General features: G+C 49.6%; 26 protein-coding genes, 2 tRNA genes and 1 other RNA gene. 23 read left to right on the top strand and 6 right to left on the bottom strand.

Annotation, left to right across the window (positions count from 1 at the left end):
• Positions 1–177: 177 nt before the first annotated feature.
• Both PPG34_RS13705 and PPG34_RS13710 read left to right on the top strand, forming a co-directional pair.
• Complete coding sequence (locus PPG34_RS13705; RefSeq protein ID WP_313833977.1) at positions 178–924, top strand: hypothetical protein; 747 nt, start codon at positions 178–180, stop codon at positions 922–924.
• 24 nt (positions 925–948) lie between these two features.
• The gene (locus tag PPG34_RS13710; RefSeq protein ID WP_313833978.1) at positions 949–1,668 is read left to right on the top strand and encodes a hypothetical protein; all 720 of its coding nucleotides are present in this window, start codon (positions 949–951) and stop codon (positions 1,666–1,668) included.
• Between the two features lie 275 nt (positions 1,669–1,943).
• On the opposite strand, the gene PPG34_RS13715 is transcribed toward PPG34_RS13710, so the two are convergent.
• The 3 genes from PPG34_RS13715 to PPG34_RS13725 all read right to left on the bottom strand — a co-directional run bounded on the left by PPG34_RS13715 (position 1,944) and on the right by PPG34_RS13725 (position 5,141).
• Positions 1,944–2,441, bottom strand: coding sequence for a YajQ family cyclic di-GMP-binding protein (locus PPG34_RS13715; RefSeq protein WP_313833979.1), 498 nt, complete (start codon positions 2,439–2,441; stop codon positions 1,944–1,946).
• 176 nt (positions 2,442–2,617) lie between these two features.
• Positions 2,618–4,513, bottom strand: a complete 1,896-nt coding sequence (locus PPG34_RS13720) for a carbon starvation CstA family protein (protein ID WP_420888101.1) — start codon at positions 4,511–4,513, stop codon at positions 2,618–2,620.
• A gap of 166 nt (positions 4,514–4,679) precedes the next feature.
• On the bottom strand, positions 4,680–5,141 hold the full coding sequence (locus PPG34_RS13725) for a PGPGW domain-containing protein (protein WP_313833981.1): 462 nt from the start codon (positions 5,139–5,141) through the stop codon (positions 4,680–4,682).
• A 194-nt stretch (positions 5,142–5,335) separates the two neighbouring features.
• On the opposite strand from PPG34_RS13725, the gene PPG34_RS13730 reads away from it, so the two are divergent.
• On the top strand, positions 5,336–5,824 hold the full coding sequence (locus PPG34_RS13730; RefSeq protein ID WP_313833982.1) for an EVE domain-containing protein: 489 nt from the start codon (positions 5,336–5,338) through the stop codon (positions 5,822–5,824).
• Between the two features lie 89 nt (positions 5,825–5,913).
• Here the strand turns inward: PPG34_RS13730 and PPG34_RS13735 are convergent, their stop codons facing one another.
• The gene (locus tag PPG34_RS13735; RefSeq protein ID WP_313833983.1) at positions 5,914–6,195 is read right to left on the bottom strand and encodes a YciI family protein; all 282 of its coding nucleotides are present in this window, start codon (positions 6,193–6,195) and stop codon (positions 5,914–5,916) included.
• A 63-nt stretch (positions 6,196–6,258) separates the two neighbouring features.
• Positions 6,259–6,675, bottom strand: a complete 417-nt coding sequence (locus PPG34_RS13740; protein WP_313833984.1) for a DUF2203 domain-containing protein — start codon at positions 6,673–6,675, stop codon at positions 6,259–6,261.
• A gap of 761 nt (positions 6,676–7,436) precedes the next feature.
• Here PPG34_RS13740 and rho point away from each other — a divergent pair.
• From rho to PPG34_RS13840, 20 genes are all read left to right on the top strand, one after another.
• Complete coding sequence (rho, locus tag PPG34_RS13745; RefSeq protein WP_313833985.1) at positions 7,437–8,687, top strand: transcription termination factor Rho; 1,251 nt, start codon at positions 7,437–7,439, stop codon at positions 8,685–8,687.
• A 100-nt stretch (positions 8,688–8,787) separates the two neighbouring features.
• Entirely contained in the window at positions 8,788–8,997 is a 210-nt protein-coding gene (gene rpmE, locus PPG34_RS13750) for a 50S ribosomal protein L31 (protein ID WP_313833986.1), read from the top strand.
• Positions 8,998–9,075: 78 nt separating this feature from the next.
• Positions 9,076–10,197 (top strand): peptide chain release factor 1, encoded by a 1,122-nt coding sequence (gene prfA / locus PPG34_RS13755; RefSeq protein WP_313833987.1) that lies wholly within the window; start codon positions 9,076–9,078, stop codon positions 10,195–10,197.
• A 64-nt stretch (positions 10,198–10,261) separates the two neighbouring features.
• Positions 10,262–11,128, top strand: a complete 867-nt coding sequence (prmC, locus tag PPG34_RS13760) for a peptide chain release factor N(5)-glutamine methyltransferase (RefSeq protein ID WP_313833988.1) — start codon at positions 10,262–10,264, stop codon at positions 11,126–11,128.
• 15 nt (positions 11,129–11,143) lie between these two features.
• Positions 11,144–12,403 carry a UDP-N-acetylglucosamine 1-carboxyvinyltransferase gene (murA, locus tag PPG34_RS13765; protein WP_313833989.1) on the top strand — a complete coding sequence of 420 codons (1,260 nt, stop codon included), beginning with the start codon at positions 11,144–11,146 and terminating at the stop codon, positions 12,401–12,403.
• Positions 12,400–13,050: an ATP phosphoribosyltransferase gene (gene hisG / locus PPG34_RS13770; protein WP_313833990.1), complete on the top strand. Its 651-nt coding sequence runs from the start codon at positions 12,400–12,402 to the stop codon at positions 13,048–13,050. Before murA ends, hisG begins: the two co-directional genes overlap by 4 nt.
• A 7-nt stretch (positions 13,051–13,057) precedes the next feature.
• Complete coding sequence (gene hisD, locus PPG34_RS13775) at positions 13,058–14,341, top strand: histidinol dehydrogenase (RefSeq protein ID WP_313833991.1); 1,284 nt, start codon at positions 13,058–13,060, stop codon at positions 14,339–14,341.
• Positions 14,342–14,343: 2 nt separating this feature from the next.
• The gene (hisB, locus tag PPG34_RS13780) at positions 14,344–14,940 is read left to right on the top strand and encodes an imidazoleglycerol-phosphate dehydratase HisB (RefSeq protein WP_313833992.1); all 597 of its coding nucleotides are present in this window, start codon (positions 14,344–14,346) and stop codon (positions 14,938–14,940) included.
• Between the two features lie 137 nt (positions 14,941–15,077).
• On the top strand, positions 15,078–15,698 hold the full coding sequence (gene hisH, locus PPG34_RS13785; RefSeq protein ID WP_313833993.1) for an imidazole glycerol phosphate synthase subunit HisH: 621 nt from the start codon (positions 15,078–15,080) through the stop codon (positions 15,696–15,698).
• On the top strand, positions 15,698–16,468 hold the full coding sequence (locus PPG34_RS13790; protein ID WP_313833994.1) for a hypothetical protein: 771 nt from the start codon (positions 15,698–15,700) through the stop codon (positions 16,466–16,468). The genes hisH and PPG34_RS13790 overlap by 1 nt, the downstream gene beginning before the upstream one ends.
• 8 nt (positions 16,469–16,476) lie before the next feature.
• Entirely contained in the window at positions 16,477–17,214 is a 738-nt protein-coding gene (gene hisA, locus PPG34_RS13795) for a 1-(5-phosphoribosyl)-5-[(5-phosphoribosylamino)methylideneamino]imidazole-4-carboxamide isomerase (protein ID WP_313833995.1), read from the top strand.
• On the top strand, positions 17,208–17,996 hold the full coding sequence (gene hisF / locus PPG34_RS13800; protein ID WP_313833996.1) for an imidazole glycerol phosphate synthase subunit HisF: 789 nt from the start codon (positions 17,208–17,210) through the stop codon (positions 17,994–17,996). The genes hisA and hisF overlap by 7 nt, the downstream gene beginning before the upstream one ends.
• Complete coding sequence (hisIE, locus tag PPG34_RS13805; protein ID WP_313833997.1) at positions 17,989–18,684, top strand: bifunctional phosphoribosyl-AMP cyclohydrolase/phosphoribosyl-ATP diphosphatase HisIE; 696 nt, start codon at positions 17,989–17,991, stop codon at positions 18,682–18,684. Before hisF ends, hisIE begins: the two co-directional genes overlap by 8 nt.
• A gap of 200 nt (positions 18,685–18,884) precedes the next feature.
• Positions 18,885–20,732: a DNA primase gene (gene dnaG, locus PPG34_RS13810; RefSeq protein WP_313833998.1), complete on the top strand. Its 1,848-nt coding sequence runs from the start codon at positions 18,885–18,887 to the stop codon at positions 20,730–20,732.
• Between the two features lie 19 nt (positions 20,733–20,751).
• On the top strand, positions 20,752–22,575 hold the full coding sequence (rpoD, locus tag PPG34_RS13815; protein WP_313833999.1) for an RNA polymerase sigma factor RpoD: 1,824 nt from the start codon (positions 20,752–20,754) through the stop codon (positions 22,573–22,575).
• Between the two features lie 116 nt (positions 22,576–22,691).
• A tRNA-Ile gene (locus PPG34_RS13820) sits at positions 22,692–22,768 on the top strand.
• A gap of 79 nt (positions 22,769–22,847) precedes the next feature.
• Positions 22,848–23,603, top strand: coding sequence for a zinc ribbon domain-containing protein (locus tag PPG34_RS13825; RefSeq protein ID WP_313834000.1), 756 nt, complete (start codon positions 22,848–22,850; stop codon positions 23,601–23,603).
• A gap of 87 nt (positions 23,604–23,690) precedes the next feature.
• Positions 23,691–24,146: RNase P RNA component class A (rnpB, locus tag PPG34_RS13830), an RNA gene on the top strand.
• A 126-nt stretch (positions 24,147–24,272) separates the two neighbouring features.
• Positions 24,273–24,350, top strand: a tRNA-Glu gene (locus PPG34_RS13835).
• Between the two features lie 223 nt (positions 24,351–24,573).
• Positions 24,574–25,548 (top strand): formylglycine-generating enzyme family protein, encoded by a 975-nt coding sequence (locus tag PPG34_RS13840; RefSeq protein ID WP_313834001.1) that lies wholly within the window; start codon positions 24,574–24,576, stop codon positions 25,546–25,548.
• On the opposite strand, the gene PPG34_RS13845 is transcribed toward PPG34_RS13840, so the two are convergent.
• Positions 25,545–25,835 (bottom strand): cupin domain-containing protein, encoded by a 291-nt coding sequence (locus PPG34_RS13845; protein ID WP_313834002.1) that lies wholly within the window; start codon positions 25,833–25,835, stop codon positions 25,545–25,547. The two genes, PPG34_RS13840 and PPG34_RS13845, sit on opposite strands and share 4 nt — an antisense overlap.
• Positions 25,836–25,870 lie beyond the last annotated feature (35 nt).

Below are 25,870 nucleotides of genomic sequence, written 5' to 3' on the forward strand. Positions count from 1 at the left end.
GATTGAGTATGGGATCCTGAAAATAATTTCAAAAAACAGGCAACCAAAATCCTGTGAGGAACGACTTACCAGAAAAGGGAAGGAAGTGGCCCTCTTGACGGACCTGACCACTCCCCGCGAAGATATTTTATCACCTTAATGATGTTTTCGAAGAAAGGTGTCACAAAGGAGGTTCCCATGGGTATCTATCGCATGTTAACGGCAGCGGTTGTTTTGAGTATTTTCTCGGTGGGATGTTCCTCGACTTGGCCTCAGGCGCGTTTGGCCAATTTCCTTGGTCCTATTTCTTCTTCAACCGAGATCGCCAAGCAGGGAAAGGTCTCGACTGGACTTGTGGTCATCAATGATACTTCCGCGCCTCGTTCCGCACCGCAATTGTCGGAGGAGTCCCTTAAAGCCATAACACAACATGTGCAAGCTCGGTTGTCGAAGGAAGTGTTTTTGAACTTAGTCGCATTAGATGTTCCCAACCCAACAGCACTACCAGGGGACATGGCATCCTTCCTTCGCCATGCACAAGAGCATCAGATGGAATACCTTGTTCTGGCTGTGGTGTCCAGTTCGGAAATAGAAGTCCCGGACCGATTGCCATTACAAGGTGCCCTCGTTGGTGGAATCGGACGAGGGTTGTTGAATGGATATCGAGCGGAAAATTACGCCTTGGCGGAGTTGGCACTACTCGACGTCAAGACTGGTCAGGGACTGATGTTCGCTGATGGCCAATCCTGGGCCTCTCTAGAACGATTGGCTGTTCCGCTCAAATCAAATGTGTATCCTGTCGTTCGGCGCAATCTGGAAGTCCCACCCATTTACCCGACGAGTGAAGAGGTCGCTCATGACGTGATGCGGGCGGTGGCAAGCAGCGAGGCCATCGATCAAGCCGTCATGCATTTTCGAGAGTCGTGGAAGCAAACCAAAAGCTAGATTCTCTTGGAAGGGAGAAGGGCCATGGATCGAAAAGTTATTCTGTTAGGATTTTTGGCATTGCTCGTGAGCATGGTCTTGGTCTCTGGATGCCAAACCAAATCTTTACGATTGCCAGCCTATGTGGGCCAGATTGAAGGGTTCGGAGAGGCTGATGGACATCGTCCCCAGTCCCTGCCAACTGCGATGCATCGAGTCGGTGTCATGATCATCACCGATTCGTCATTCCCCCGTGCTGCCCCGGCCTTGAGCCCTGATATGCTGGCGATTTTAGAAAATCGGCTGGTCAAAAAAATGGATGAATACTTTTCGATCCCGGTCACGCGTATGCGGACTGAGACTCCGATTCAACCAACAGGAGCGACGCGTCCATTTACTGAATTGGCGAAAACTCACCAGCTCGATTTTTTGTTATTGGCCGTGCTGTCCAGCACGGAGGTGGAAAGTCATATTGAAATTGGAGAGGAAACCATGATGACGCGGATGTCGGGTGTGGAAATTGAGAACGGGGCACAAGCTGAACTGGCTCTCCTCCATACGGATTCTGAAAAAATCTCTCTCCATGCCGTTGGGGAAGGATCAGAAAGCATGGAACAACTCGCAGCGCCTATTGGCGGGGATTACCCAAGAAAAGAAGATGCGAAAGATATTTTACGGGCGAACGCTGCCGAAAAAGCCCTGGATCAGGCTCTGCTTTCGATGCAACGGCAGTGGGGACGAAGTTTAGTGACCGGGAAAATATAGGGCTCTTCCGGAAATTGCGCAGGATATCAACTTACCTTCATTGAACATTGGCGAGAAGGCCTGATGAGGGATGGCGCATGATTCCTGGGGTGTAGCTGCGCCATCTCATGGCGCCTCTGACACGCATGGGAGGCAGCATGAGATGCTGCGGCTACAAAATCACGGTTGTTCATGAACCGGTATTCGCCTTTCCGCCCATATTCAATGGTGATCACAACGGCCACCATCTGATGCTCTTACGATTTCATGATGAGCGAAAATTATGAGGTCTTCAATTATCGAAAATTTTCGAATTGCAGGTCGAGGCCAAAATCCTGTTGTTTGAGAAAGGCGATGACGGCCTGCAGTTCGTCCTTGCTTTTACTTTGGACTCGAACCTGGTCGCCTTGAATTTGCGCCTGGGCTTTAAACTTTTTCTCTTTAATGCTTTTGGCAATTGCCTTGGCTTTGTCATCAGGGATGCCGCTTTGAATGGTAATGTGTTGCCGCACCGTCCCACCTAAAGCTTGCTCAATTTTTCCATAGTCCAAAGCTTTAAGGGAAACATTTCGTTTCACGCATTTGGCTTTCAAGATTTCTAGCACGGCTTTGAGTTTATAATCGTCATCCGAGACCACGTCCAAGACTTTTTCCTTCTCCTTCAGGGTCAATTCCGATTTTGTCCCTTTAAAATCGAACCGCTGTCCCAGTTCCTTTAAGGTCTGGTCAACGGCGTTTTTTACTTCCTGCATATCCACAGTGGAAACTACATCAAACGAAGAAGTATCTGCCATGGTTCTAGCTCCTTATGGGTCTATTAGAAAATTTTCCTCGCCGTGGTTGCAGCATCTTAGGCTTCCTCCCCTGTGTGCTAGAATTGGCATGAGATGATGCGGCTACAAAAAGATTTCTTATGTTGCATGAGTGAAAATCAGAGGGCTATGGAAAACCCTTTAAGATAAAAAGGGCGTTAACAGCAAGGCCCTGCCGGAATCCGAATGCCATCACCGTCAACAACCTCTGTGCTGGTATAGGGACGTTTCATAACGAGGTATCCATACCATTTTATCAAGCTCTCTGTCAGGACAATTAGCGCAAGGATGGCTACCAGGCCTACGAGGCCCGCATTCACATACATGGTGATGGCTTCCGCGGAGTCAGTCGCATTTGCCGCGCGGTCCCAAAAAATCCACCACAATTCATAACATCCAGTCAGGGTGATAAGGCCGACAAAGACCATAGGAATGGCCGTGACCCATAGGAAGCGCGCTTTCCCCATTTTGATTAACAATGTAGTGCCAATGCAGAGTGCCAGGGTTCCCAGGAGTTGATTCGCAGTACCGAACATGGGCCAGATCGTGGATATACTTCCAGTGGCAATCAGGTATCCCCAGGCTCCCACGACGAGGGCACTACAGGAAAGGACCCCAGGCCACCAATTGATTTGACGAAGCGGCTGGTATAGCCGTCCTCCCAATTCCTGCACGAGATACCGGGCGACTCGAGTGCCGGCATCGATCGTGGTTAATATAAATAAGGCTTCAAACAAGAGGGCAAATTGATACCAATAGGCCATCAGTCCAGCCATGCCGGGCAACGCAGAAAAAATCCAGGCCATGCCCACGGCCAACGAAACCGCACCACCGGGACGCCCACTCACATCGACTTCGACGAGTTGGGAGAGTTCCTGGATCTTGCTGATGGGGTATCCTAACGCCGCTAGAGCCTCGGCGGAGAGTCGTGTGTTGATGGCCAAATAATCACCGGGGATAAGGATACATGCGGAGATGAGGGCGATGACCCCAACAAAACTTTCTAAGAGCATGGCCCCATATCCCACCATGGCTTGGGATTCGCGAGCAATCATTTTTGGGGTGGTGCCTGAGGAAACCAAGGAATGAAATCCAGAAATGGCCCCGCAGGCAATCGTGATAAACAAGAATGGAAAAATGGGTCCAGGAATGATGGGCCCGCCTCCGTGAATGAATTCTGTTACCCTTGGCATCTGAATATCCGGAGCCATGAGAATGATGCCTACCGCCAGTAGGGCAATCACGCCGAGTTTCATAAAGGTAGAAAGATAATCTCTGGGAACGAGAAGCATCCACACGGGGAGTACCGATGCCAAAAACCCGTATCCCGCTAGGAGCCAGACTAACGTAGTTCGATCAAAACTAAACCAGTCGCCGATCGATGATTGAACAATACTCTTTCCAGCCACGATGGTGATGATCAGCAATACCAGGCCGATCATCGACATTTCTCCCACTTGTCCTGGGCGAATGTTGTGATGATAAAATCCCATCAAAAAGGCGATGGGGATGGTCATGGCAATGGTAAAGGTCCCCCATGGGTTGTGGAAAATGGCATTCACGACGGCGAGGCCGAGTCCAGCCAAGGCCACTACGACGATGAAGAGTACTGCGACGGCCGTGGCTGTGCCGGTGATCCATCCGATTTCTGCACGAGCAATTTCTGGCAACGACTGACCATTCCGACGAAGAGAACCTACAAGAATGACAAAATCCTGCACGGCACCTGCCAGGACAGCACCGATCACAATCCAGAGAAAACCGGGTAAGAATCCGAATTGTGCGGCGAGGACCGGGCCGAGCAGCGGTCCGGCGCCGGCAATCGCGGCGAAATGATGTCCAAAAAGCACGTATTTATTGGCAGGATAATAATTGGTGCCGTCGTTCAATCGAAAAGCGGGGGTGGTCCGTTGGTCATTCAGTTCCATGACCCGGTCTCTGAGAAACCTTCCATAAAATCGGTAGGCCAATATGTAAGAACATCCCGCGGCTGTAACCAACCATAATCCGTTGACTTTTTCCTCGGGGCGGAGGATTCCCGTGACGAAGGCCATTGCCACCGCACAAAGCAATGAAATGGCAATCCATACTATTGGGGCAAACAGGGCCATAGGGTGCCTATGCTAACGGGCGTCATGTCTGATGTAAAGTATTTGGCCAAACGAATAGTGCCGGGACGTTTGATCATGAGAAACGCCAAAGCCAAGGTTCGTGGCTGGTTCAATTTGAGCTTGTGGAGGCAGGGGCGGTTGGAGGATCAAACGGGGGCTTGCCGCATTTGGCGCGAATTGCATTCATTGCTTGGAACACTGTTGGCTGAGTCAGCAGTTTATGTTCCAACTTCCGTTTACCCGGGAAATCTAAGAGGGAAAGGCCAATGACCATCGTTAAAATTCCTTGACCAGGAAGCAGCAGCATGGCGAGACCGGCCATAAGAAAAATTATACCTACAGTGTTTTTTACAATCAGTCCCATAGTTCTCAAGAGGGGAGGGTATCCTTCCATCCAAAGATGTTCGAGGTCATGTTGAAAATAATTGGTCGGCAATCGGCTTAAAATGATTGGAATGGCCACGAGGGTCCCCACAAACATGATGGTGGACAAGATCCCAATTACAATGAGGGTTTCTTCTGAAATCACCGCCGTCAGGCTGGCGTAGGAACTTTGGAGGGTGGCAATCAACGAATCCATAAATGTGGTGGGAGAGATACCATGTTCATATCATGGGGCACAAATATTCTTGGGCGCTGGGGAAGAATCTTAGAGGGGAGGTTCGTAGTGTATTGCTGCCAAAGGAAGACAGCCATTGAAGGTCGGAGAGATGAAAGAGTAGGATTATGACCTCTCTGCATTAGGTAAACGGAGGTTGGAAATTCATGCCCAATTATTGGCTCCTAAAATCCGAACCCTCGGTTTTTTCCATTGACGACTTGTCTCAATCTCCGCGACAGACGACCTGTTGGGAAGGCGTGCGAAATTATCAGGCCAGAAATTTTCTGCGAACCATGGCCGTTGGGGATCTTGCGTTTTTTTATCATAGCAATGCAGACCCTCCTTCGATTATTGGCATCGTCGAAATTGTGAAGGCGGCGTATCCGGATCATTTTGCCTGGGACGCTAAAAGCAAATATTTCGACAAGAAAAGTTCTCCCGAGAATCCATCCTGGTCCATGATTGATGTCAAATTTTTGGAAAAATTTTCCACCCCGTTATCCCTTGAGAGGCTAAGAAGCATCAAAGCTTTGGAGCATATGGAGTTGTTGCGCAAGGGAACGCGCCTATCGGTCCAGCCGGTTCGAGAACGTGAATGGAAAGCGATTTTGAAACTAGCTCAATCGGGACCAGTAGAAAAAAAGACAACATGAGAAAAAGGTTGATGAAATTTGATCCTTCGGAATGGACAACCCATCGTGGGGTGGGGTTCAGGAGGGAGGTAGCAGCAACACGCCTGTTATCAACCGGGTTCTTCAGGAAGCACTTGTGTAAATGGATGGACCTCCACTCGTTTAAAAATTCCCTCCTTCACGTATGGATCACCCTGAGAAAAGGCTTCAGCTTCGTCTAAGGACTCGGCTTCGATAATAATCAGGCTGCCTGCCTGGTCCGAAAAAGGACCGGCGCAAATGAGTTGCCCTTTTTCCTGGAGTGCTTTGAGACGTTCCAGATGTGCTGGTCTATGCAACGGTCGTTTGGACTGGCCTTCAGGCCCATCCCATCCAATGATGACAAATTTCATGAAAATTAAGTTCTCTCATGGTCAAGGGTTGGCCCTGAAAAATACTGATATAATGAACATGGGCTAACGGGCATCTTTGGGGATCGCCTGGCGTCCCGAAAAGCCTGTGGTAATTTCGTGCCACCACTCAATTTTGTCTTCGCCTAATTTCCAGCACAAATAGACAATACGACCGTCGAGCAGGTAGGGAAAATCACAAAGCCCCATTTCTAGGTCTTTGACGATAACTCCCAACTCTTGAATCTTTTGAAGGTTTTCGTGCAGGTCCTCCAACGCCGAAATATATCGAGGCCCCACCACACTGCCTCCGCCGAATTGGGCCTTTGCGCAGGCTTTGGTGATTTCCTCTTTGGTGTGCAGAAGAACGGTGCGCCCATTTTTGGCTTTAGTCAGAAAGGTTTCGAGTTGAGGAAGGAGGGCCGTCGCTTCGGCGATGGTAAAGAGACGATCATGAGAAATGTCTTCGTCGTGTGAGGCCATGAGAAATTTTAAAATCTATCTCAAGAGTTGTTTGAAGAGGGGGACTTTATTTTCTTCCTTTATCATAAAGGGTTCGCTCCCGCAAATAAGGGGGTGGCATGAAGGGAAATGTTGTGGGGGGCCGCATGGAGTGATTCATGTCCTTAGTTTTGCTAGGGAAACTTGGCAAGGGCTTTGGTCAAATGCCGGATAAGATTTTTCTGCACCAATCTCCACCATCTTTCCTAAAGTTCAAAAAACAATTGTCCGAAAGAAACTATTGACATTAAGGAGAGTCATGGTATACAAAATATTTATACCTTCCACGAGCTTAAAGGAATCCACTTCTCCCTACATGACTTTCCGTTTCTTCTAAATCTAAATTTTAGATCTAATTTTTTATCGCCACCTACACTTCTTGATCAATGACTATTGCGTTACCGTTTAATTCTTATACTCGTTGTTTTGGTGAATTGTTGAATGCCCGGGGCAAGTGTTCCCGCATCTCAATGTGGGATTTCCCCCCTATTTAATCTGGTTTTAGTTTACGACACATCTGGAAACGACTTCATAATCCCTTGAATCAGTCGTCATGAGAAGACGACGAATTTTGTTCGTAATCCTGAAGTAACAGCATGAATGGGAATTTTCATTGACAACACATGGATGCCTTTTTATGACAAAAATTAAACATAGACCGAAGAATCATTTAATAAAATTCCAACCGGGACGGCCGTGACAATAACAACCATCCCACGTAACCCCCACCCTAGGAGACGGATATGCACCTCGCCGAATTAAAACAAAAATCAATTAGTGACCTGGCCGACCTGGCGCGCACCCTCAAAATTGAAGGCGCGGCCAATCTGCGAAAGCAAGAACTTATTTTTGCCATACTCCAAGGACAGTCTGAGAAAAACGGTGTGATTTTTGGAGAGGGTGTCTTGGAAACATTGTCCGATGGGTTTGGGTTTCTGCGAGCCCCCGATTCAAATTACTTACCAGGGCCCGACGATATTTACATCTCCCCTTCCCAAATTCGCCGGTTTAGCCTTCGGACCGGGGACATCGTGTCTGGACAAATTCGCCCTCCAAAAGACGGGGAGCGATATTTTGCTTTACTCAAGGTGGAGAAAATCAATTTTGACGAACCGGAAATTCAACGCGATAAAATACTCTTTGATAATCTTACTCCACTGTATCCCGAGGAACGGATTGAGTTGGAGTTCGATCAAGAAGAGTACTGCACGCGGGTCATGGATCTTACGACGCCGATAGGCAAGGGCCAACGGGGACTTATTGTCGCAGCCCCACGAACTGGGAAAACCATGTTGTTGCAAGCCATCGCGCGGTCAATTTTGGTCAATCATCCGGAAACCATATTGATTGTTCTGCTCATTGATGAGCGTCCTGAAGAGGTGACGGATTGGCAGCGCCAGGTGAAAAGTGCTGAAGTCATTAGTTCCACATTTGATGAGCCGCCCCAACGCCATGCGCAGGTAGCGGAAATCGTCATGGAAAAAGCCAAGCGATTGGTTGAGCATAAACGAGACGTGGTGATTCTTTTGGACAGTATTACCCGACTCGCCAGGGCCTATAACACGATTGCCCCGCCAAGTGGAAAGGTTTTGTCTGGAGGTCTAGATTCTAACGCGTTGCAGCGTCCCAAACGGTTTTTTGGGGCAGCTCGGAATATTGAGCATGGTGGCAGTCTAACCATATTGGCCACTGCCTTGGTGGACACCGGTAGCCGGATGGATGATGTCATTTTTGAAGAATTCAAAGGGACTGGCAATATGGAAGTCCATTTGGATCGTCGATTGGCTGACAAACGCATTTTCCCAGCCATTGATATTAGTCAATCAGGGACTCGGAAAGAAGAGCTGCTGGTGGATCGTGACCGGTTAAATAAAATGTGGATTCTCCGAAAGGTGTTGAGTCCTCTCGGGACGATGGAGGCGATGGAGTTTCTCATGGATAAAATCGCCGGGACCAAAAACAATCAGGAATTTTTGCAGTCCATGAATCGTTAGTTGCCCCCCTCTATAGGTTTTGCCAACCACTCGTCATTCATGGTACACATACTGGGTAAACCCCCAGGTTCGGACATTCGTGTAAGGGAGACCTATTGTCATGAAAGCAGGTATTCATCCGGATTATCGTGAGGCGACAGTGAGTTGTGCATGTGGATCAAAATTTCAGACCCGTTCCACGGTCGGAGATTTGAAAGTCGATATTTGCTCCAGTTGCCATCCCTTCTTTACCGGGACCCAAAAGCTTATGGATACAGAAGGACGGGTGGAGCGATTCAAGAAGAAGTACGCGAAAAAGGCCAAGGCGTAATTCCCTCAGGTACTTCGAGGCTTTGGCCTCTCGTCCAACGTTTGCGCAACCGCATCGTATTTCCACTCAACTAATCCTATGTCCGGAAATCAGAAGGATGATGTTCGTGTCGAGGGATGGCTGTCCCAATGGGAGGCTGTGGCTAATCGCTATGAAAACCTCACCCATCAATTGGCCGATCCGGTCGTATTGAGTCAACCGACGGTCTTAGTGGCGGTCAATAAAGAGCGGGCCGAGCTCGAAGAGACGAGCGAACTATTCTTTCGACACCAAGCCTTGCTCAAAGAGGTTCAGAATACCACTCGCATGTTGGGCGATCCCCAACTCGACCCCGAACTTCGAAAGATGGGAGAGGAGGAGCTTCTTTCCCTCCAAACTCAATGCCAGCAGTTAGAGCAGCAAGCGTTAGAATTACTCCATCCTAAAAATGCGGAAGATGATAAAAACTCATTTATCGAAATTCGTGCGGGGACTGGAGGAGAAGAGGCGGCGTTGTTTGCAGGGGCGTTGTTGCGGATGTATACGAGGTATGCGGAGAAAAAAGGGCTGCGCATCGAAATGGTTGATTCCAGCGAGACGGGGATCGGCGGATTTAAGGAAGCGGTCTTCCTTGTTGAGGGAAAAGGTGCCTACGGATGTTTTCGGTATGAAAGCGGCGTGCATCGGGTGCAACGTGTTCCGACAACCGAAGCCAGCGGGCGTATTCATACCTCCACAGCGACAGTGGCCGTTATGCCTGAAGTCGAAGAAGTCGATGTCCACATTGATCCCAAAGATTTGCGCATCGATACCTTTTGCTCATCGGGCGCTGGTGGTCAGAGTGTCAATACTACGTATTCGGCAGTGCGAATTACGCACATTCCTACGGGCGTCGTGGTCTCTTGCCAAGATGAGCGATCACAATTAAAGAACCGGGAAAAAGCCATGCGCACGTTACGTTCTAGAATCGCGGATGCTGAACGCGCAAAACAGGAAGCCTCGATCGCCGAACATCGACGGTCTCAAGTGGGCACCGGAGAGCGGAGTGAAAAAATACGCACCTATAACTATCCGCAAAATCGAATCACTGATCATCGAATCGGTGTAAGCCTTCATAAATTAGAAGCGATTCTTGATGGCGACCTTGATGAATTGGTCGAAGCCTTAAAAGCGGCAAGCGAAGTGGAATCACTTCGCGCAGACAGCGTGACAAAATCCTAAGCGCATGATCACTTCCAATACCATGAACATTTCAAGGCCTCCAGTCATTTCTAAGGAAAGCCCAATGACCTATGCCTCTGCATTTCGAGAAGGTGTGGCCTGTTTATCCACGGCTGGAGTGGCCAATGCCGCAAATGAAACGGTGTGGTTGCTGGAAGCCACCTTGGGAATTTCGAGATTAGATATTCACGTCAAACCTCATACCTTGTTGAATGATTCGTCCTGGACGGAGGCCACGCACGTATTAAGCAGGAGGGCGGAGGGAGAGCCCCTTCAATACATACTCGGCACTCAAGAATTTCGAGGGTTGGATATGTCTGTGCGACCGGGGGGACTCATTCCACGGCCAGAAACGGAACTTATTCTAGACGAGGTTCATTCCCTTCCGTTGAATCGGGATCATCTTCAAATAGCTGATATTGGGACAGGATCTGGCTGCCTTGCTGTTGCTCTGGCCAAAGAGATTCCTGGAGCGATGATTTACGCTACGGATTGTTCCGAAGTGGCGTTGGAATTGGCAAAACACAATGCCAGTCGCCACAAGGTTCAAGATCGTATCACGTTTCTACATGGGGATTTGCTTGAACCTTTTAATGCCATGCCGGAGCGTGCCGCGGAAATTTCCGTTTTAGTGGCAAATCCTCCGTATATCCCGACTGGACAACTAGACTGCCTGCCCAGTGAGGTTCGAGACTATGAGCCCCACTTGGCTCTTGATGGAGGGTCCGATGGGTTGATGTTTTACCGACGACTCCTCCGTGAAGCGTTGCTCATGTTACCACCTGGAGGATGGTTGGTGTTGGAATTTGGGGAAGGGCAGGCCTCGTCTATCTGTGAAGATGTCAAACATCTATCGACTTGGAACATCCGAAACATTCGTCCCGACAATGCGGGTATTGAACGGGTCATTTCTCTGGAGCGGAAGGGTTAACCCTTCTCGAACGTCTTGACGCAAATCACCATCACAGGAAGGCGCCCTTTACGGGGTCAGGTCCGAGCGGCCGGAGCGAAAAACGCGGCCTTGCCAATTTTGGCATCCACGCTTCTTGGGGGTGGTGATTGTCAGGTGACCAACCTCCCCTTGGTTCGTGATGTTGCCACCATGAACACCTTGCTTGGGCTATTGGGAGCGACGGTTAAGCAAGATAGAAACCAGGTGGTGATTAATACGGATACGGTTCAGTCCCTCGAAGCACCGTATGATCTTGTCAAAACCATGCGTGCCTCCGTGCTGGTTTTGGGACCCTTGTTGGCACGTTTTGGGGAGGCCGTGGTTTCCCTTCCAGGAGGATGTGCTATTGGTCAAAGACCGGTGAATCTACATTTGGATGGACTCAAAAAACTCGGTGCGACGATTGAACTTGAACACGGATATATCCGTGCGCATGCCTCGGGGCTTAAAGGTGAACGGATCGATTTGGAAACCCCGACAGTGACTGGAACGGAAAACCTCATGATGGCAGCCTGTTTGGCAAAGGGAACGACAATTATTAATAATGCGGCGATGGAACCGGAAATCGAAGATTTGGCCAAATTTCTGAATAGACGAGGAGCGAATGTTTCAGGTGCTGGCTCGAGCCATATTGTCATCGAAGGGGTCACGAAGCTCCAGGAAACGGAATATTCCGTGATGCCTGATCGCATAGAAACGGGAACCTATTTGATCGCAGGAATGGTGACGGGCGGTGATGTCGAGGTGAGTGATTGTATTCCCGGACATTTGGATTTACTGACTTCCAAGCTGCGAGAGTCGGGAGCCGAAGTGTTGGAGACGCCAAATTCCGTGAGAGTCAAAGCTCCAAAAAGGATCCAGGCGTTGGATGTGCAAACCTTTCCCTATCCTGGGTTCCCCACGGATTTGCAAGCCCAGATGATGGCCATGATGTGCGTGGCTGATGGGACGAGTGTGATAACGGAAAATGTGTTCGAGGGGCGATTCCTTCATGTGTCCGAACTTCAACGAATGGGCGCGTCTATTACCGTGGATGGGTCCAGAGCGGTGGTGAAAGGCGTGTCACAATTAACCGGCGCACCAGTCATGGCTTCAGATCTTCGGGCTAGTGCTGGCTTGATCTTGGCCGGGTTGGCTGCGGAGGGTGACACTCATATTACGAGAGTGTATCACCTCGAACGTGGGTATGAACGCATGGAAGATAAGCTGCAAGGGTTAGGCGCCCTGGTGAAACGGGAGCCCTCATCCGTATGAGTGAAACGGTCATTGTGGCGCTATCCAAAGGAAAGTTGCTTGATCCAACGATCGAACTTTTTCGCCAAGCGGGATATGCTGGCCCTGATTTGGATGCAGATCCCAGGCGGTTGATTTTTGAAGTCCCGCAATCGGGTCTCACCTTTCTCATCGTTCGTCCAACGGATGTGCCGACATACGTGGAGTATGGGGCAGCCGATGTTGGGATTGCCGGAAAAGATTTGCTCCTGGAACAGCGGAGCGACGTCCATGAACCGTTGGACCTACGGATTGGTGGATGCCGTATTGCCGTGGCGGGGCTTCAGGATTGTGAAGGTTCGACTCGCTTATCGTCCAAGCTGCGTGTGGCTACTAAATATCCCAATATTACCGAACGGTATTTTAACCAAAAGGGTATCCCTGTAGAAATCATTAAATTGTACGGGTCAATGGAATTGGCGCCGCTCGTGGGGTTAGCTGATCGCATCGTAGATTTGGTCTCCAGCGGTCAAACATTGAAAGCAAATAACTTGAAGGAGACTGAGGTAATTGAATGGTCTACCGCACGGTTGATTGTGAATCGGGCCAGCCTCAAGATGAAACATCGAGTAATTTCTCAAATGATTGAACGGTTGAAGAAATGCCGTCCCAAAACCATGCAATGTTAGGCAGTTGATGAAAATTATTTCCTCTAAAGATCGTGAGTTTAAAAAAACCCTCGATCAGGTATGCCGTCGTGGCTCCCAACAAAATGCCAAGATTGAGGGGCGGGTCAAGCAGATTCTTCAGGCGGTCGAGCGTGGAGGCGATGCCGCAGTCTGTCGATATGTAAAGCAGTTTGACGGTCTTCGCCTCACCCCTCGTGGAATTAAGGTACGCAGAGAGGAGATCGTGCATGCCTATAAATACCTTTCTATATCCGAGAGAAACTCACTTCGATTCGCCGCGAAACGTATTCGGTCGTTTCACGAACGTCAGCGCACGAAAACTTGGGTGCATACGGACAAAGGCGTCAAACTTGGGCAAATGATCACCCCACTGGATGTGGTCGGGCTCTATGTGCCAGGAGGAAAGGCCCTGTATCCATCGACCGTCTTGATGAATGCCATTCCCGCCAAGGTTGCGGGTGTTGGTCGAGTGATCATGTGTACGCCGACGACCAGTGGTGAAATTCATCCTTATCTTCTCGCTGCCGCCGATATCGCTGGGGTTGATGAAATTTATCGTATCGGTGGTGTCCAGGCTGTAGGGGCGATGGCCTATGGAACTCGGACAATCCCCAAAACCGACAAAATTGTTGGGCCAGGCAATATGTATGTGGCTGCCGCCAAACGGGTGGTTTATGGAACAGTCGATATCGACATGATCGCGGGGCCTAGCGAATTATTGGTGGTTGCGGATGAAACCGCCAACCCGTTGCATTGTGCCGCTGATTTGCTCTGCGAAGCCGAACATGATGAAGAGGCACGCGTCTATCTTGTGACGACTTCGCTGAGAGTTGCCAAAGCTGTGGTCAGGGAGGTCGCCAAGCAATTACCCAAGCTCAGTCGTAAACAGATTGCCACCCATTCCGTAAGGCAGTATGCTATAGCGTTTGTGACCTCAACCATGGAGCAGGCATTCGACGTGGCCAATGCCATTGCCGCCGAACATCTCGAGTTGTTGGTGAAGCGTCCCTTGGAGGCTGTAAAAAAAGTCCGACATGCCGGGGCAATTTTTGTTGGTCCTCATACTCCTCCTGCCGTGGCGGATTATGTGGCCGGTCCCAACCACGTGCTTCCAACAGGAGGGTCAGCCCGATTTTTCTCCGCGTTGTCCTTGGATGATTTCGTGAAGAAGACCAATATTGTGATGTATAACCAAAAGCAGCTCAAAGAGGTTCAGGCGCATGTGACTTGCCTGGCAGGCATGGAAGGTCTGCAAGCCCATGCCCGTTCCATTGAAAGTCGGAGTGAGTGACCATGTCAAAAAATTCTCGGAGTGCCAAAGTTAATCGAACGACTTCCGAATCGTCTGTGCATGTGGAATGGAGTTTGGATGGGACGGGGACAGGGAAGGTCAATACCACCATTCCCTTTGTGGATCACATGCTGAACCTGTTGGCCAAGCATGGGTTGTTCGATTTGGTCGTGGAAGCCAAGGGCGATACCGAGATCGATCATCATCATACGGTGGAGGATATCGGGATCGTGTTAGGTTCGGCCCTCAAAGAGGCTTTAGGGGAAAAAACAAAAATCCGTCGTTTTGGTTGGGCTATTGTCCCGCTTGATGAGACGCTGGCGGAAGTGGTGGTTGATCTGAGTGGTCGGCCGTTTCTCGTCTACAACGTAGAATTTCCCCACCGACAGGTAAAAGACTTTGATTTGGGATTATTTGAAGATTTTTTCCAAGCCTTGGTTAGCACCGGAGCCTTAAATCTTCATGTGAACGTGAAATATGGACGCAACTCGCACCATATTATCGAGGCGGTGTTTAAGGCGTTTGCTAAGGCCCTCGACCAAGCGACCATGATAGATGATAGGGTATCAGGTGTTCTGTCCACGAAAGGCTCGTTGTAGAAGAAAGTATCTCGTATTTCGTCTCTTGAGTCTCGTGAAACAATAAGAAATCCCCATAGATACTATACGTTAGGCAAGATTATTCCTGAGATTCTTTCTTTAACGAGATACGAGATTCGTTTCACGAGTTCTGACTTATGATTGCCATCGTTGATTATGAAATGGGAAACCTCCGGAGTGTGCATAAGGCCTTCGAAGCCGTTGGGTGTGATGCTGTGGTGACACGAGACCCCACCGTCTTAGATCGGGCTTCGCATATGGTCTTACCTGGGGTCGGGGCGTTTGGTGATTGCGTGAATAATTTGAAACGGTTCGGACTTGTAGAGCCGATCCGTCGTTCCATTTCCCAAGGAAAACCATTTTTGGGAATTTGTTTGGGACTTCAAGTGTTATTTACAGAAAGTGATGAGTTTGGCTCACACCAGGGATTGGATATTTTGAAGGGAAGGGTGAAACGTTTTTACTTTTCGGAAGGCCAAGGGAAAGGGCTGAAAATTCCTCATATGGGATGGAACACTGTCCAGGCTCGTATTCCTAGTCCCCTCTTAAAGGAAATTCCTCAAGATTCGTTTGTATATTTCGTGCATTCGTATTATGTCGAACCGGTCGAGGCTGAAATTATCTGTACAGAAACAACTTATGGCATTCCCTTTGTTTCTAGCATTGCCAGAGATAATATTTTCGCTTGCCAATTCCATCCGGAAAAAAGCCAACGTATTGGGCTTCAACTTCTTCGTAACTTTGGAGCATGGAATTGATGAAGGTGTTCTCAAAAATTACAAGAGATGAACGGAAGAGAGGAGTCGGTTTAGGCCGACAGGTGGCATGGGTTATGGTGCTAGGCCTCATCGGCTGTGCGCCTGATACGGTTTCGGTAAAAACCCATCCCACGTTTTCTCCAACCTCCATAACCGTTATCGGGGTGGTTCCCTTTACGGCGGCAGAAGGGGCTCCAGGCGTTTCTCAAGCGGTGGGGAAACTTCCGCCACCGGATGTGGGAAATTCCGATATTCAACCTTCATTTTCTACGTCACCTGGTCCCATTCCTCATCGGTCCGAGGTCTCGAAAATTTCCGTTCCTTCTGGAGCCGAAGAAAAAGTGACCGACATGGTATTCGCCAATTTGAGACTTCGACCTGGGGTAAAAGTTATTTCTCCCAATGAAATAACTCAGTTCTTTCAAAGATCCAACCTGAAGTATTCACGAATGAAGGCCCAACAGCTGGCACAGGAATTAGGGAAAGCTTTATCCCTGGACGTGGTCCTGGTTGGTCAAGTGCGGGTCTATCGTGAGCGTGCCGGGAAGACATTTGCAGCTATTCCCGCAGCGGTCGGCTTCGATGTGCAAGTGATCAATGCCAAAGATGGGACCGTGGTCTGGATGGGCGATTACTTCGAAGAACAAAAACCCTTCACCGAAGATTTTCAAGGAATGGTGGAGCGTGGCGGAAAATGGGTCACCGCTGAAGAATTAGCCCGGTCAGGAGTCAAGCGAGTCATGCAACGTCTGCCGATAGGGAAGTCCTAAAGAGCCTCATGAGTATGGTTGTCATTCCAGCTATCGACTTAAAAGACGGACGGTGTGTTCGTTTGCGACAAGGTGATATGAATCAGGAGACCTCCTATTCTCAAGACCCTCCGGCAATGGCCCAACACTGGGAAGGTTTGGGTGCGCAACGACTTCATGTGGTAGATTTGAATGGCGCGGTGGATGGCAAACCAAAAAATTTTGATCATGTTTTGGCTATTACTCAAGCCATTTCCATCCCGGTGCAAGTAGGCGGTGGAATCCGTTCCTTAGATACCATTCGGGAGTATTTGTCACATGGCGTCAGCAAGGTTGTGCTGGGAACCGCGGTCTTAGAAGATCCATCGTTACTAGAAGAGGCGAGTCGAGAATTTCCCGACCGTATTTTGATTGGTGTGGATGTGAAAGATGGGATGGTGGCCGTCCATGGTTGGACGAACGTGTCTGACTCTACCCCTGAAGATGTGTTTCAATCTCTGAAACCCTATGCGCTGTCCGGGGTGATTTTTACGGAGATCAGTCGAGATGGTATGCTCGACGGTCCCAATTTACCGGCGTTGGAGCATGCGGCGCGGAATTCGCCATTTCCCGTAATTGCGTCAGGTGGAGTGACGAGGGTGGAAGATATTCACGCCGTGAAAAAATTAGGTCCAAATATTTGCGGTGTGATCGTTGGGAAAGCGCTTTACGAGGGAACATTGACCTTGTCGGCCGCCATGGAAGCTGCGTCCTCAGTTCCATGTTGACCAAGCGAATCATTCCATGTCTGGATGTCAAAGATGGTCGAGTCGTCAAAGGCGTGTCTTTTGTCAATCTTCGTGACGCGGGCGATCCCGTTGAAGTCGCAAAACTGTATGATCAAGCGGGGGCTGACGAACTCTGTTTCTTGGATATTACGGCCTCGCATGAAGATCGAGGGATTCTCCTTGATGTTGTATCTCGCACTGCCGAACAAGCGTTCATGCCTTTGACGGTAGGTGGAGGCGTTCGAACCATCGATGACATTCGGCAATTGCTCAATGCCGGAGCAGATAAAGTCAGTATCAATACCGCGGCAGTTCGAAGTCCCGAGTTTGTCACCGAGGCAGCCAATCGATTCGGGACCCAATGTATTGTCGTGGCCGTAGATGCCAAACAGGTTTCTTCTGCAACAGCGTCCCAACCGCGATGGGAAATCTTTACCCATGGCGGACGAAATCCAACTGGTCTCGATGCGATTGAATGGGCCAGGCAAATGGAAGCTAAAGGTGCGGGAGAAATTTTGCTCACAAGTATGGATCAAGACGGTCAGCAGGGTGGGTATGATCTTCCGCTCACGGCGACGGTGTCCGATGCAGTGTCAATTCCCGTGATTGCTTCTGGTGGCGCAGGGACATTGGAGCATCTCTATGATGCCCTTGCCATTGGGAAGGCTGATGCGGTGCTTGCTGCCTCAATTTTTCATTTCCGAACGTATACCGTGTCTGAAGCAAAAATCTATCTTAGGCATCGGGGGGTTCCCATTCGACAAGTGAGTGGTAATGCCTAGCATTTCCAGTGAGGCAAAAAAGCAAATCGTGGACCAGCTCAAGTTTGATAGCCAGGGACTCATTCCTGCCGTGGTTCAAGATTGGAGAACGGGAACGGTTCTCATGATGGGGTTTATGAATCAGGAAGCATTGGATCGTACCCTGGAAACCAAATTTGTCCATTTTTGGAGTCGCAAGCGTGAACGGTTATGGCAAAAGGGAGAGGAGTCCGGGAATCATCTGCAGTTGAAACGACTTTTTGTTGATTGCGATGGTGATACTTTGCTAGTGAAAGCCGAACCCATGGGACCGACTTGTCATACAGGAAGCCGGTCTTGCTTTTTTTCTGAAATATCGGAAACAGGTATACGCACGGAGCCAAAAACCGAAGATGCCAATGGGACGATACTCGACTTGCTGTATGAGATGGTGTTGACCAGAAAACTCGACCCAAAAGCTGAGTCTTATGTCGCGTCGCTATTGCAAGGGGGTGACGATCGGGTATTGAAAAAAGTTACCGAAGAGGCAGGCGAAGTCTTGTTGGCAGTTAAAAATCATAACCAAGAAGAAATTGTCTATGAAGTGGCAGATCTTTTGTTTCATACCATGGTGACTCTCGGGCATTGCGGTGTACCATTTACAGATGTTCAGGCCGAGTTGGGCCGGCGGTTTGGTCGGTCTGGCTTCAAGAAGAAGTCAGAGTCATAGGCAGTGGCATGAAATCCATGATGGCTAAGTTTGGGCGTGATGCCCCTGTGGATGATTCCAAATCATTTTTCCTTCAAGCGAGCAGTTGACTTGTTTTTCGCCCCTTGTTATAGTTCGATAAATTGTCTTTATTTTACAATCACTTACAAAGAATCTGCCCTTCACAAAGCTGGTTAGCGGAGAGGCCTTAGGGAAGAGCCTTGGCAACCGATCGGGGTGGAATTCCACCTACCACGCTCCAACAAATCCGTGACACGGTTGATATCGTGGATGTCGTATCCCGCTATGTCACCTTGTCCAAAGTCGGCCAGAACCATCGGGGCCTTTGCCCCTTTCACAACGAAAAGACCCCCTCCTTTAATGTGAACCCTGGAAAGCAGATGTTTTACTGCTTTGGTTGCGGTACAGGGGGCGATGTCTTTTCCTTCCTCATGAATAGAGAGCGATTCAGTTTTGTGGAAGCTGTGAATGAGCTGGCTCAACAAGCAGGCATCGAACTCCCTACGACTTCCATCCAGCGCACCTCGGGATTCGACCGTGATCAACGAAAAACCCTAGAGCATCTCCATCGTCTTGCCCATGCCTGGTTTCAACAAAATCTTCATGAATCCACTCAAGGGCAAGGAGCATTAACGTATCTCCAAGACCGTGGTTTGGCATTGGACACGGTAAAGGATTTTGGAGTTGGGTATGCACTCCCTTCCTGGGATGGATTGTTGCACTACCTTTGTAAAAATGGAGCAAAGGCCGCCGATCTGCTTCAGGCTGGTTTGGTCGTGGCTAAACAGCCAAGTACATCAGGAGAATCAAAACGAGATGGATATTATGATCGGTTTCGTTCACGCGTGATGGTTCCAATTATGGATTTACGCGGAAACGTGATAGCCTTTGGCGGGAGGATTCTCGAAGAGGGAACCCCGAAATATTTGAATTCCCCGGAAACGCCACTTTTTAACAAAGGGCGAAATTTGTTCGGTATGGATCGCGCGCGTGAGGCGGCAAGCCAACTCAATAACTTGTTAATTGTCGAAGGATACTTTGACGTGATGGTGCTGCATCAGCATGGCATTCGTCATGCGGTGGCTCCGTTGGGGACAGCACTGACCGCGGAGCATGTGTCGTTGCTCCGTCGCTTTGTGAAAAATGTGGTCTTAATGTTTGATGGCGATGCCGCTGGACTCGGGGCGACTTTGCGAACCATGGATGTGTTCATCAATACCGGCGTCACGGTCAAAGTCGTCCGTTTGCCGGCAGGAGAAGATCCAGATTCGTATGTGAGAGCGCATGGGGGTGATCAGGTGTTGGCCCTCCAACAGCAAGCCCGCCCTTTAGTCGAATTTGCCGTGGAACAATGCCTCGAAGGGGCGACGAAAGCTTCGGTGGAAGAACGGACGAGACGGGTTGATGACGTGCTCCGTATTTTGGCCAAAGTATCTCACCCGATAGAAAAAGAAGAATATTTTAAACAGGTGGCCGAGCGATTAGGGATCTCACAGTCCCTTCTCATGCAACGTTCTCCTGTGCTGCTAGCGCGGCAGGTCTCTCGTGACTCTCGGCAACAATCGTCGCCGAATCTTCCGGCCAGGGGCCGGGTTCAAGACCAAAAAGGAAGCAGGGAAGAACGTGACTTAGTCACGCTATTGATACAAGGCATGATTGAGCCTGATCAAATTTTGGCGTTGCGCCCTGAGGATTTTCTCAATCCTGAGTATCGCCGTCTTGTGACCATGAGTTTGGCCCATGTCAATCAGGATGGAGTTTTTGACTCGGAAGCCCTTCTGGCCGAAGCCGCAATGAATCAAGACTTTTCGGCCTTGGTGGCTCAATTATCGGTGTCTGAACAACATTTCGATGATTGTCGGGATTACGTAAAAGGTTGCCTGAACGTCTTGGAACGACGACGTCTTAAAACCACCTTGGATGAATTGATTGCGCGGCTCCGCATCGCGGAACGTGAACATCATGTCGAACAAATTGCTGAAATTAATGCAGAGATAGATTCCTTGCGCGAGCAAAAGGCCGGGCTCGCTATTTCTCCTCAAGCCTAACCTAACGAGAGGACGGTTTATGGCGAAAACCAAACTGTCGAGGACATCGAAAGTGGTTCTAGCTTTTGAGAAAAAGAAAAAACGGACTCCATCGAAGCCGATGAAGTCCGCAGTTCAGGCCATTGTATCATCCGCTACCCATTTTACGAATTTGGTCATGGCGATGGAAGCACAGGATCAAGAGAGTCCTGAAGTTGGCTCTCGGAAGGCTTCGTCTCAATCCTCTCCCTCTAATGATTTGGCAAGAGATGACGAACGTCCTGATGAGCGAGAAGGGTCTTCGGATGACAACGAACGAGAGATCGATCTTACCCCTGGTGATTTAAGTCGGACCGATGATCCGGTGCGACTCTATTTGCGCGAAATGGGCAGTGTTTCGTTGTTGAGTCGCGAAGGGGAAATCGAGTTAGCCAAACGGATCGAAGAGGGCAAGCATGAATTAGCCTTGGCTGTGGCCGGGATGCCCATGACCCTGACCTATCTGGATGCGCTGCGACTGGCCATGAAGAAAGGCGAATTGCGCGTTCGGGACTTGGTCTTTGTCCAAGAGGCGACGGAAGAGGAAGAGCTTGACGAAGAAGAGGTTGAAGACGATCAAGATGAAGAAGAATTAAAGGTGCGTACCTTGGCAGAGCTTGAAAAAACCCGACGGTTGGGTAAAAGCTTGCTGACCCTCTATGCCAAGCGACGGAAAGCGCCCCAAGCTCAGCAGGCCCGTCTGGCTAAGCAGCTCCAGAGCATTCAATTACAGATTGTCGAACGGCTGGAAGCATTGAACTTGCAACCTGAAGTGCGGGAAGAGTTGTTGCGTCGGATTAAAGAGAAGGGGATTTCGCTACGGAGTGCCGAGCGGGTCGTGGAGGATTGTTGCCGGCGGATTGGAAAGCCTAGGCCTGAAGCCATAAAAATTATCCGACGGATGGGACGAGAGCGTTCGGTCTACGCCACTGTACGACGTAAGACTGGTTACAGTGATGAAGCCTTAGAAAAGTTGAGGGTGGCTTTTCAGGAAGCCCTCGGAACGATGCGGCGAATCGAACAAGAAGAAGTCTTACTGCCTGCCGTGGAATTCAAAGGTGCGTTTCTGATCCTTGAGCGTGCGGAAGAGAAGATGAAGCGGGGAAAGGCGGAATTGATTGAAGCCAATCTGCGGCTGGTGGTGAGTATTGCCAAGAAATACACGAATCGGGGGCTCCAATTTTTGGACTTGATTCAAGAAGGCAATGTCGGGTTGATGAAGGCGGTGGATAAGTTTGAGTATCAGCGGGGATATAAATTCAGTACGTATGCGACGTGGTGGATTCGGCAGGCGATCACGCGTGCGATTGCCGATCAAGCCAGAACAATTCGTGTACCAGTGCACATGATCGAGACAATCAATAAGCTCGTCCGAACCTCACGGCACCTGGTGCAGCAGTTAGGGCGGGAGCCGACGCCAGAGGAGATTGGGGAGCGGATGGAAATGCCGCTGGAGAAGGTGCGGAAGATCTTAAAGATTGCGAAGGAGCCGATCTCACTGGAGACGCCGATTGGAGAGGAAGAGGATAGTCATTTGGGAGATTTCATCGAAGATAAGAAGGCCGTCTCTCCCTTAGAGGCGGCGACCCGCTATGATTTGCAGCGACAAATTTCAACATCTCTCAGCACATTGACTCCACGAGAGGAAAAAGTACTTCGCAAGCGGTTTGGGATCGGCGAGGCCACGGACCATACGCTCGAGGAAGTGGGGCAGGACTTTGATGTCACGCGTGAACGGATTCGGCAGATTGAAGCCAAGGCGTTGCGCAAGCTGCGCCATCCTACACGGAGCAAAAAATTACGGAGTTTTGCCGAAGGTTTTTAATCCGCAAATTGTGTTGCCTGACGTGAATACGATCATGGGCAGGGGACGCTTGGCATTGACCAGATTCTTTCCTTGACCAGTGGCCCACCACACTTTATTCTGCATGGGTTTTTGCCGGGCCCATAGCTCAGTTGGTTAGAGCGGCGGACTCATAATCCGTTGGTCCCAGGTTCAAGTCCTGGTGGGCCCACCATCTTTGATCTTTTATAGTGAGATTCGGTAAGGTAGACTTTAATTGAAATAGGCCTTCTCTCGACCCAATAGAGGTGTTCTTGAACCCGCAACTGTCCCTCCTTGTCCAGCTTCAACAGTTCGATTTGAAAATTCATCAATTAGATGTAGAACGGCAACAGATTCCAGTCCTCCTGACTGAGGCGCGTCTCCCCTTGGACCAAGCCAATTCACGTTTGGAGGAACTTAATGCCGTGATTGCCAAAGCGACGGCTGACCGTCGGAGTGGAGAGCAAGATCTGGAAGAGCATGAAAGCCATGTGCAAAAACTTCGTACTCGACTCATGGAGCTCAAGTCGAATAAGGAATACCAGGCACATTTATTTGAAATCGACTTGGCCAAAAAAAAGAAGGATTCTCTTGAAGAGAGGGTTCTGATGGCTATGGAGCGAATCGAAGAAAAACAAAAGGAACTACAGGAAGTGCAACAACTGGTGGAGGAAGCATCCCAATCGTATCACCAGGAAAATGCACAATTGGAAGCCAAAGCTCTTGAACTCGATAAGGAACTCGGCGAGTTAAAGACAGAAAAAGAAAAAGTGTTGCCCCTTTTGGAAAAACCTGTGTACAAACGATATACCGCTCTCAAAACCACGCTCAAAATTCGCGTGGTGGCACCCATTCGTGGGGGGACTTGTGGCGGGTGTCAATTACAGGTTCCTCCTCAATTGGTGGCCGATGTCAAACGAGCCGACCAATTGTTGACTTGCCCCTATTGTTTTAGGATTCTGTATTCCGAAGACCTCCTAGAAGAAGTGCCAGAGTTTTCCAATGCTCAGGGAGGCGCCGATACCTAGCCCCACAGTTCCTGCCCCTTTTGCTCTCCATTAAATGATATTGCTTGTTTCCTCTCAATCGGCATAGGATAAATTTAAAGGATCCATGGAGTGGGTTAGGTGATCGCTTATTCCTGCGTGGGCCAGGGAATGGGAGGAAAGTCCGGACTCCACAGGGCAGGGTGCTGGGTAACGCCCAGGCGGAGCAATCCGACATGAGCGCCACAGAAAACATACCGCCAGTGACTGGGTCTTTCGAGATCCTCTCAGGTAAGGGTGAAATGGTGGGGTAAGAGCCCACCGCATTCATGGCGACATGAATGGCAGGGCAAGCATCACCCGGAGCAAGACCAAATAGGGGAACGAACCGAACGGGGTATTCTTCATCCTCATGCTTGAGGCCCTTCTGGGTGAAGAATTTACCATCATGTTCGAGAGAGGTCGGCCCGGCCGAAGTTCCCGGGTAGGTTGCTAGAAGCCTACGGTAACGTGGGTTCCAGAGACATGATCACCCTCATGTATTGATACATGGGACAGAATCCGGCTTATCGACCCACTCCATGCCTTTTTTTGTGAACATTGAGAGATTGGCTCAAATAAGCTGTCTGAGGCCAAAAACTTTATCGTTTGTTTGACGAGGAAAGACCCCTTTGTTACCATGACCCCTTCATTTCTGAGGAAGTCCATACTGTCCCCATCGTCTAGTCTGGCCTAGGACGCCGCCCTTTCAAGGCGGCAACGCGGGTTCAAATCCCGCTGGGGACGCCACTATACAAAGCCGCTGGACTGAGTTTCAGCGGCTCTTTTTTTGTCTAATGGGTTTTGAGCCATAGAATTGGAGGGCTGGGATGGCCCGCTTGGTTGTGATCCAAAATTTTGATTTGTACAATGGGGAAGATCCTGATTTTGAGGGTAAGCCGAGAAGTCCCCGTTCAATAACCGTTCTAAACATTCATCATTTCCCTGGGTTTTGTGAGGTAAGGAGGAATCCATGCAGAGGGTATCATCAATAAAAACAGGGGTGTGGGTAACCCTGACCATGGGAAGTTTGATTTTGGCGTTTGGAGGATTGCCGGTTGCGGCTGAATGGAAGTATGAGTCCGATGAACCGCCGATCGAATCTCAATTTGAAATGATCAATGGAAAAGATGGTGCACCCATGATTAAAATTCCCGAAGGTGAATTTTTGATGGGCGCGAATGATGGCCCAAGAAATGAACGGCCGGAACATATGGTGTATTTAGATAGCTATTTTATCGATCAATTTGAAGTGACGATGGAACGATATCAAGCGTTTTTAGATGAAACGTATCATGACCTGCCTCCTCTCTGGGATGATGGCGCCGCGTTAGAGGAAGCCAAGGATCGACCTGCAGTGGGCATGGCGTGGTCCAGTGCCAAGGCCTATTGCGAATGGGCTGGCAAGCGCTTACCAACGGAAGCTGAATGGGAAAAAGCTGCTCGAGGAACTGATGGGCGTCGCTATCCCTGGGGGCACATGCAGCCTTTTGTGGATATTGCACGGTACAATCTAGGTACGACAGGGTGGGTAAGTTATAAAACGACGCTTGCCTCGGTGACGAGCGGAACGTCCGGGATGAGTATTCGCCATGGATTGAAACAGGGCACCAAAAGTCCTTACGGGTTGTATCATATGGCGGGAAATGCCTCTGAATGGGTTGCTGATTGGTATGACCGAAGCTATTACGAAGAGAGCCCCAAGAAAAATCCTCAGGGGCCAGCAGAAGGGGACCGGAAAGTCTATCGTGGAGGTTCGTGGGAAGATCCCCCGGCGCGTCTTCGGGTGACATCTCGGGCGAGTGCCGAACCCAAATTTCCCATTGAGGCGAATGATCTGACCATAGGGTTTCGATGTGTGCAGGATGGAACTAGTGAAAAAAAAGATGGAGAAGTTGTGGAGAAAGTGAAAGCTGATATGGTCCCAGGTTCAATAAAGAAAAACTAGATTGCTGTCTTGAGACCATAGAGCCAGCGTGCAGTTTTCTTTCCGACGTTTTTGACCGTATGAGGGACGCGGGCTGGAATCAACACTTCTTCCCCAATCTGAGGTCGAATACATTGGCCTTCCATTTCAATTTCCAATTCCCCCGCGATGGCCATGAATAATTCATCGGAATCGTGCCTATCGTCTTGCCAGACCCGGCCAGCATGATCAATCCAAATGCCGCAACTGAATCCGCGAGCATGCCACTCGCGTTCGATGTCTGATTTCTCGACTCGTGCTGTGTTCACTCTTCGGTCCTTTCGCAGCTAGTTATGCAGGCACA

This window comes from Candidatus Nitronereus thalassa (genome assembly GCF_032191465.1).
GTDB classification, from domain to species: domain Bacteria; phylum Nitrospirota; class Nitrospiria; order Nitrospirales; family UBA8639; genus Nitronereus; species Nitronereus thalassa.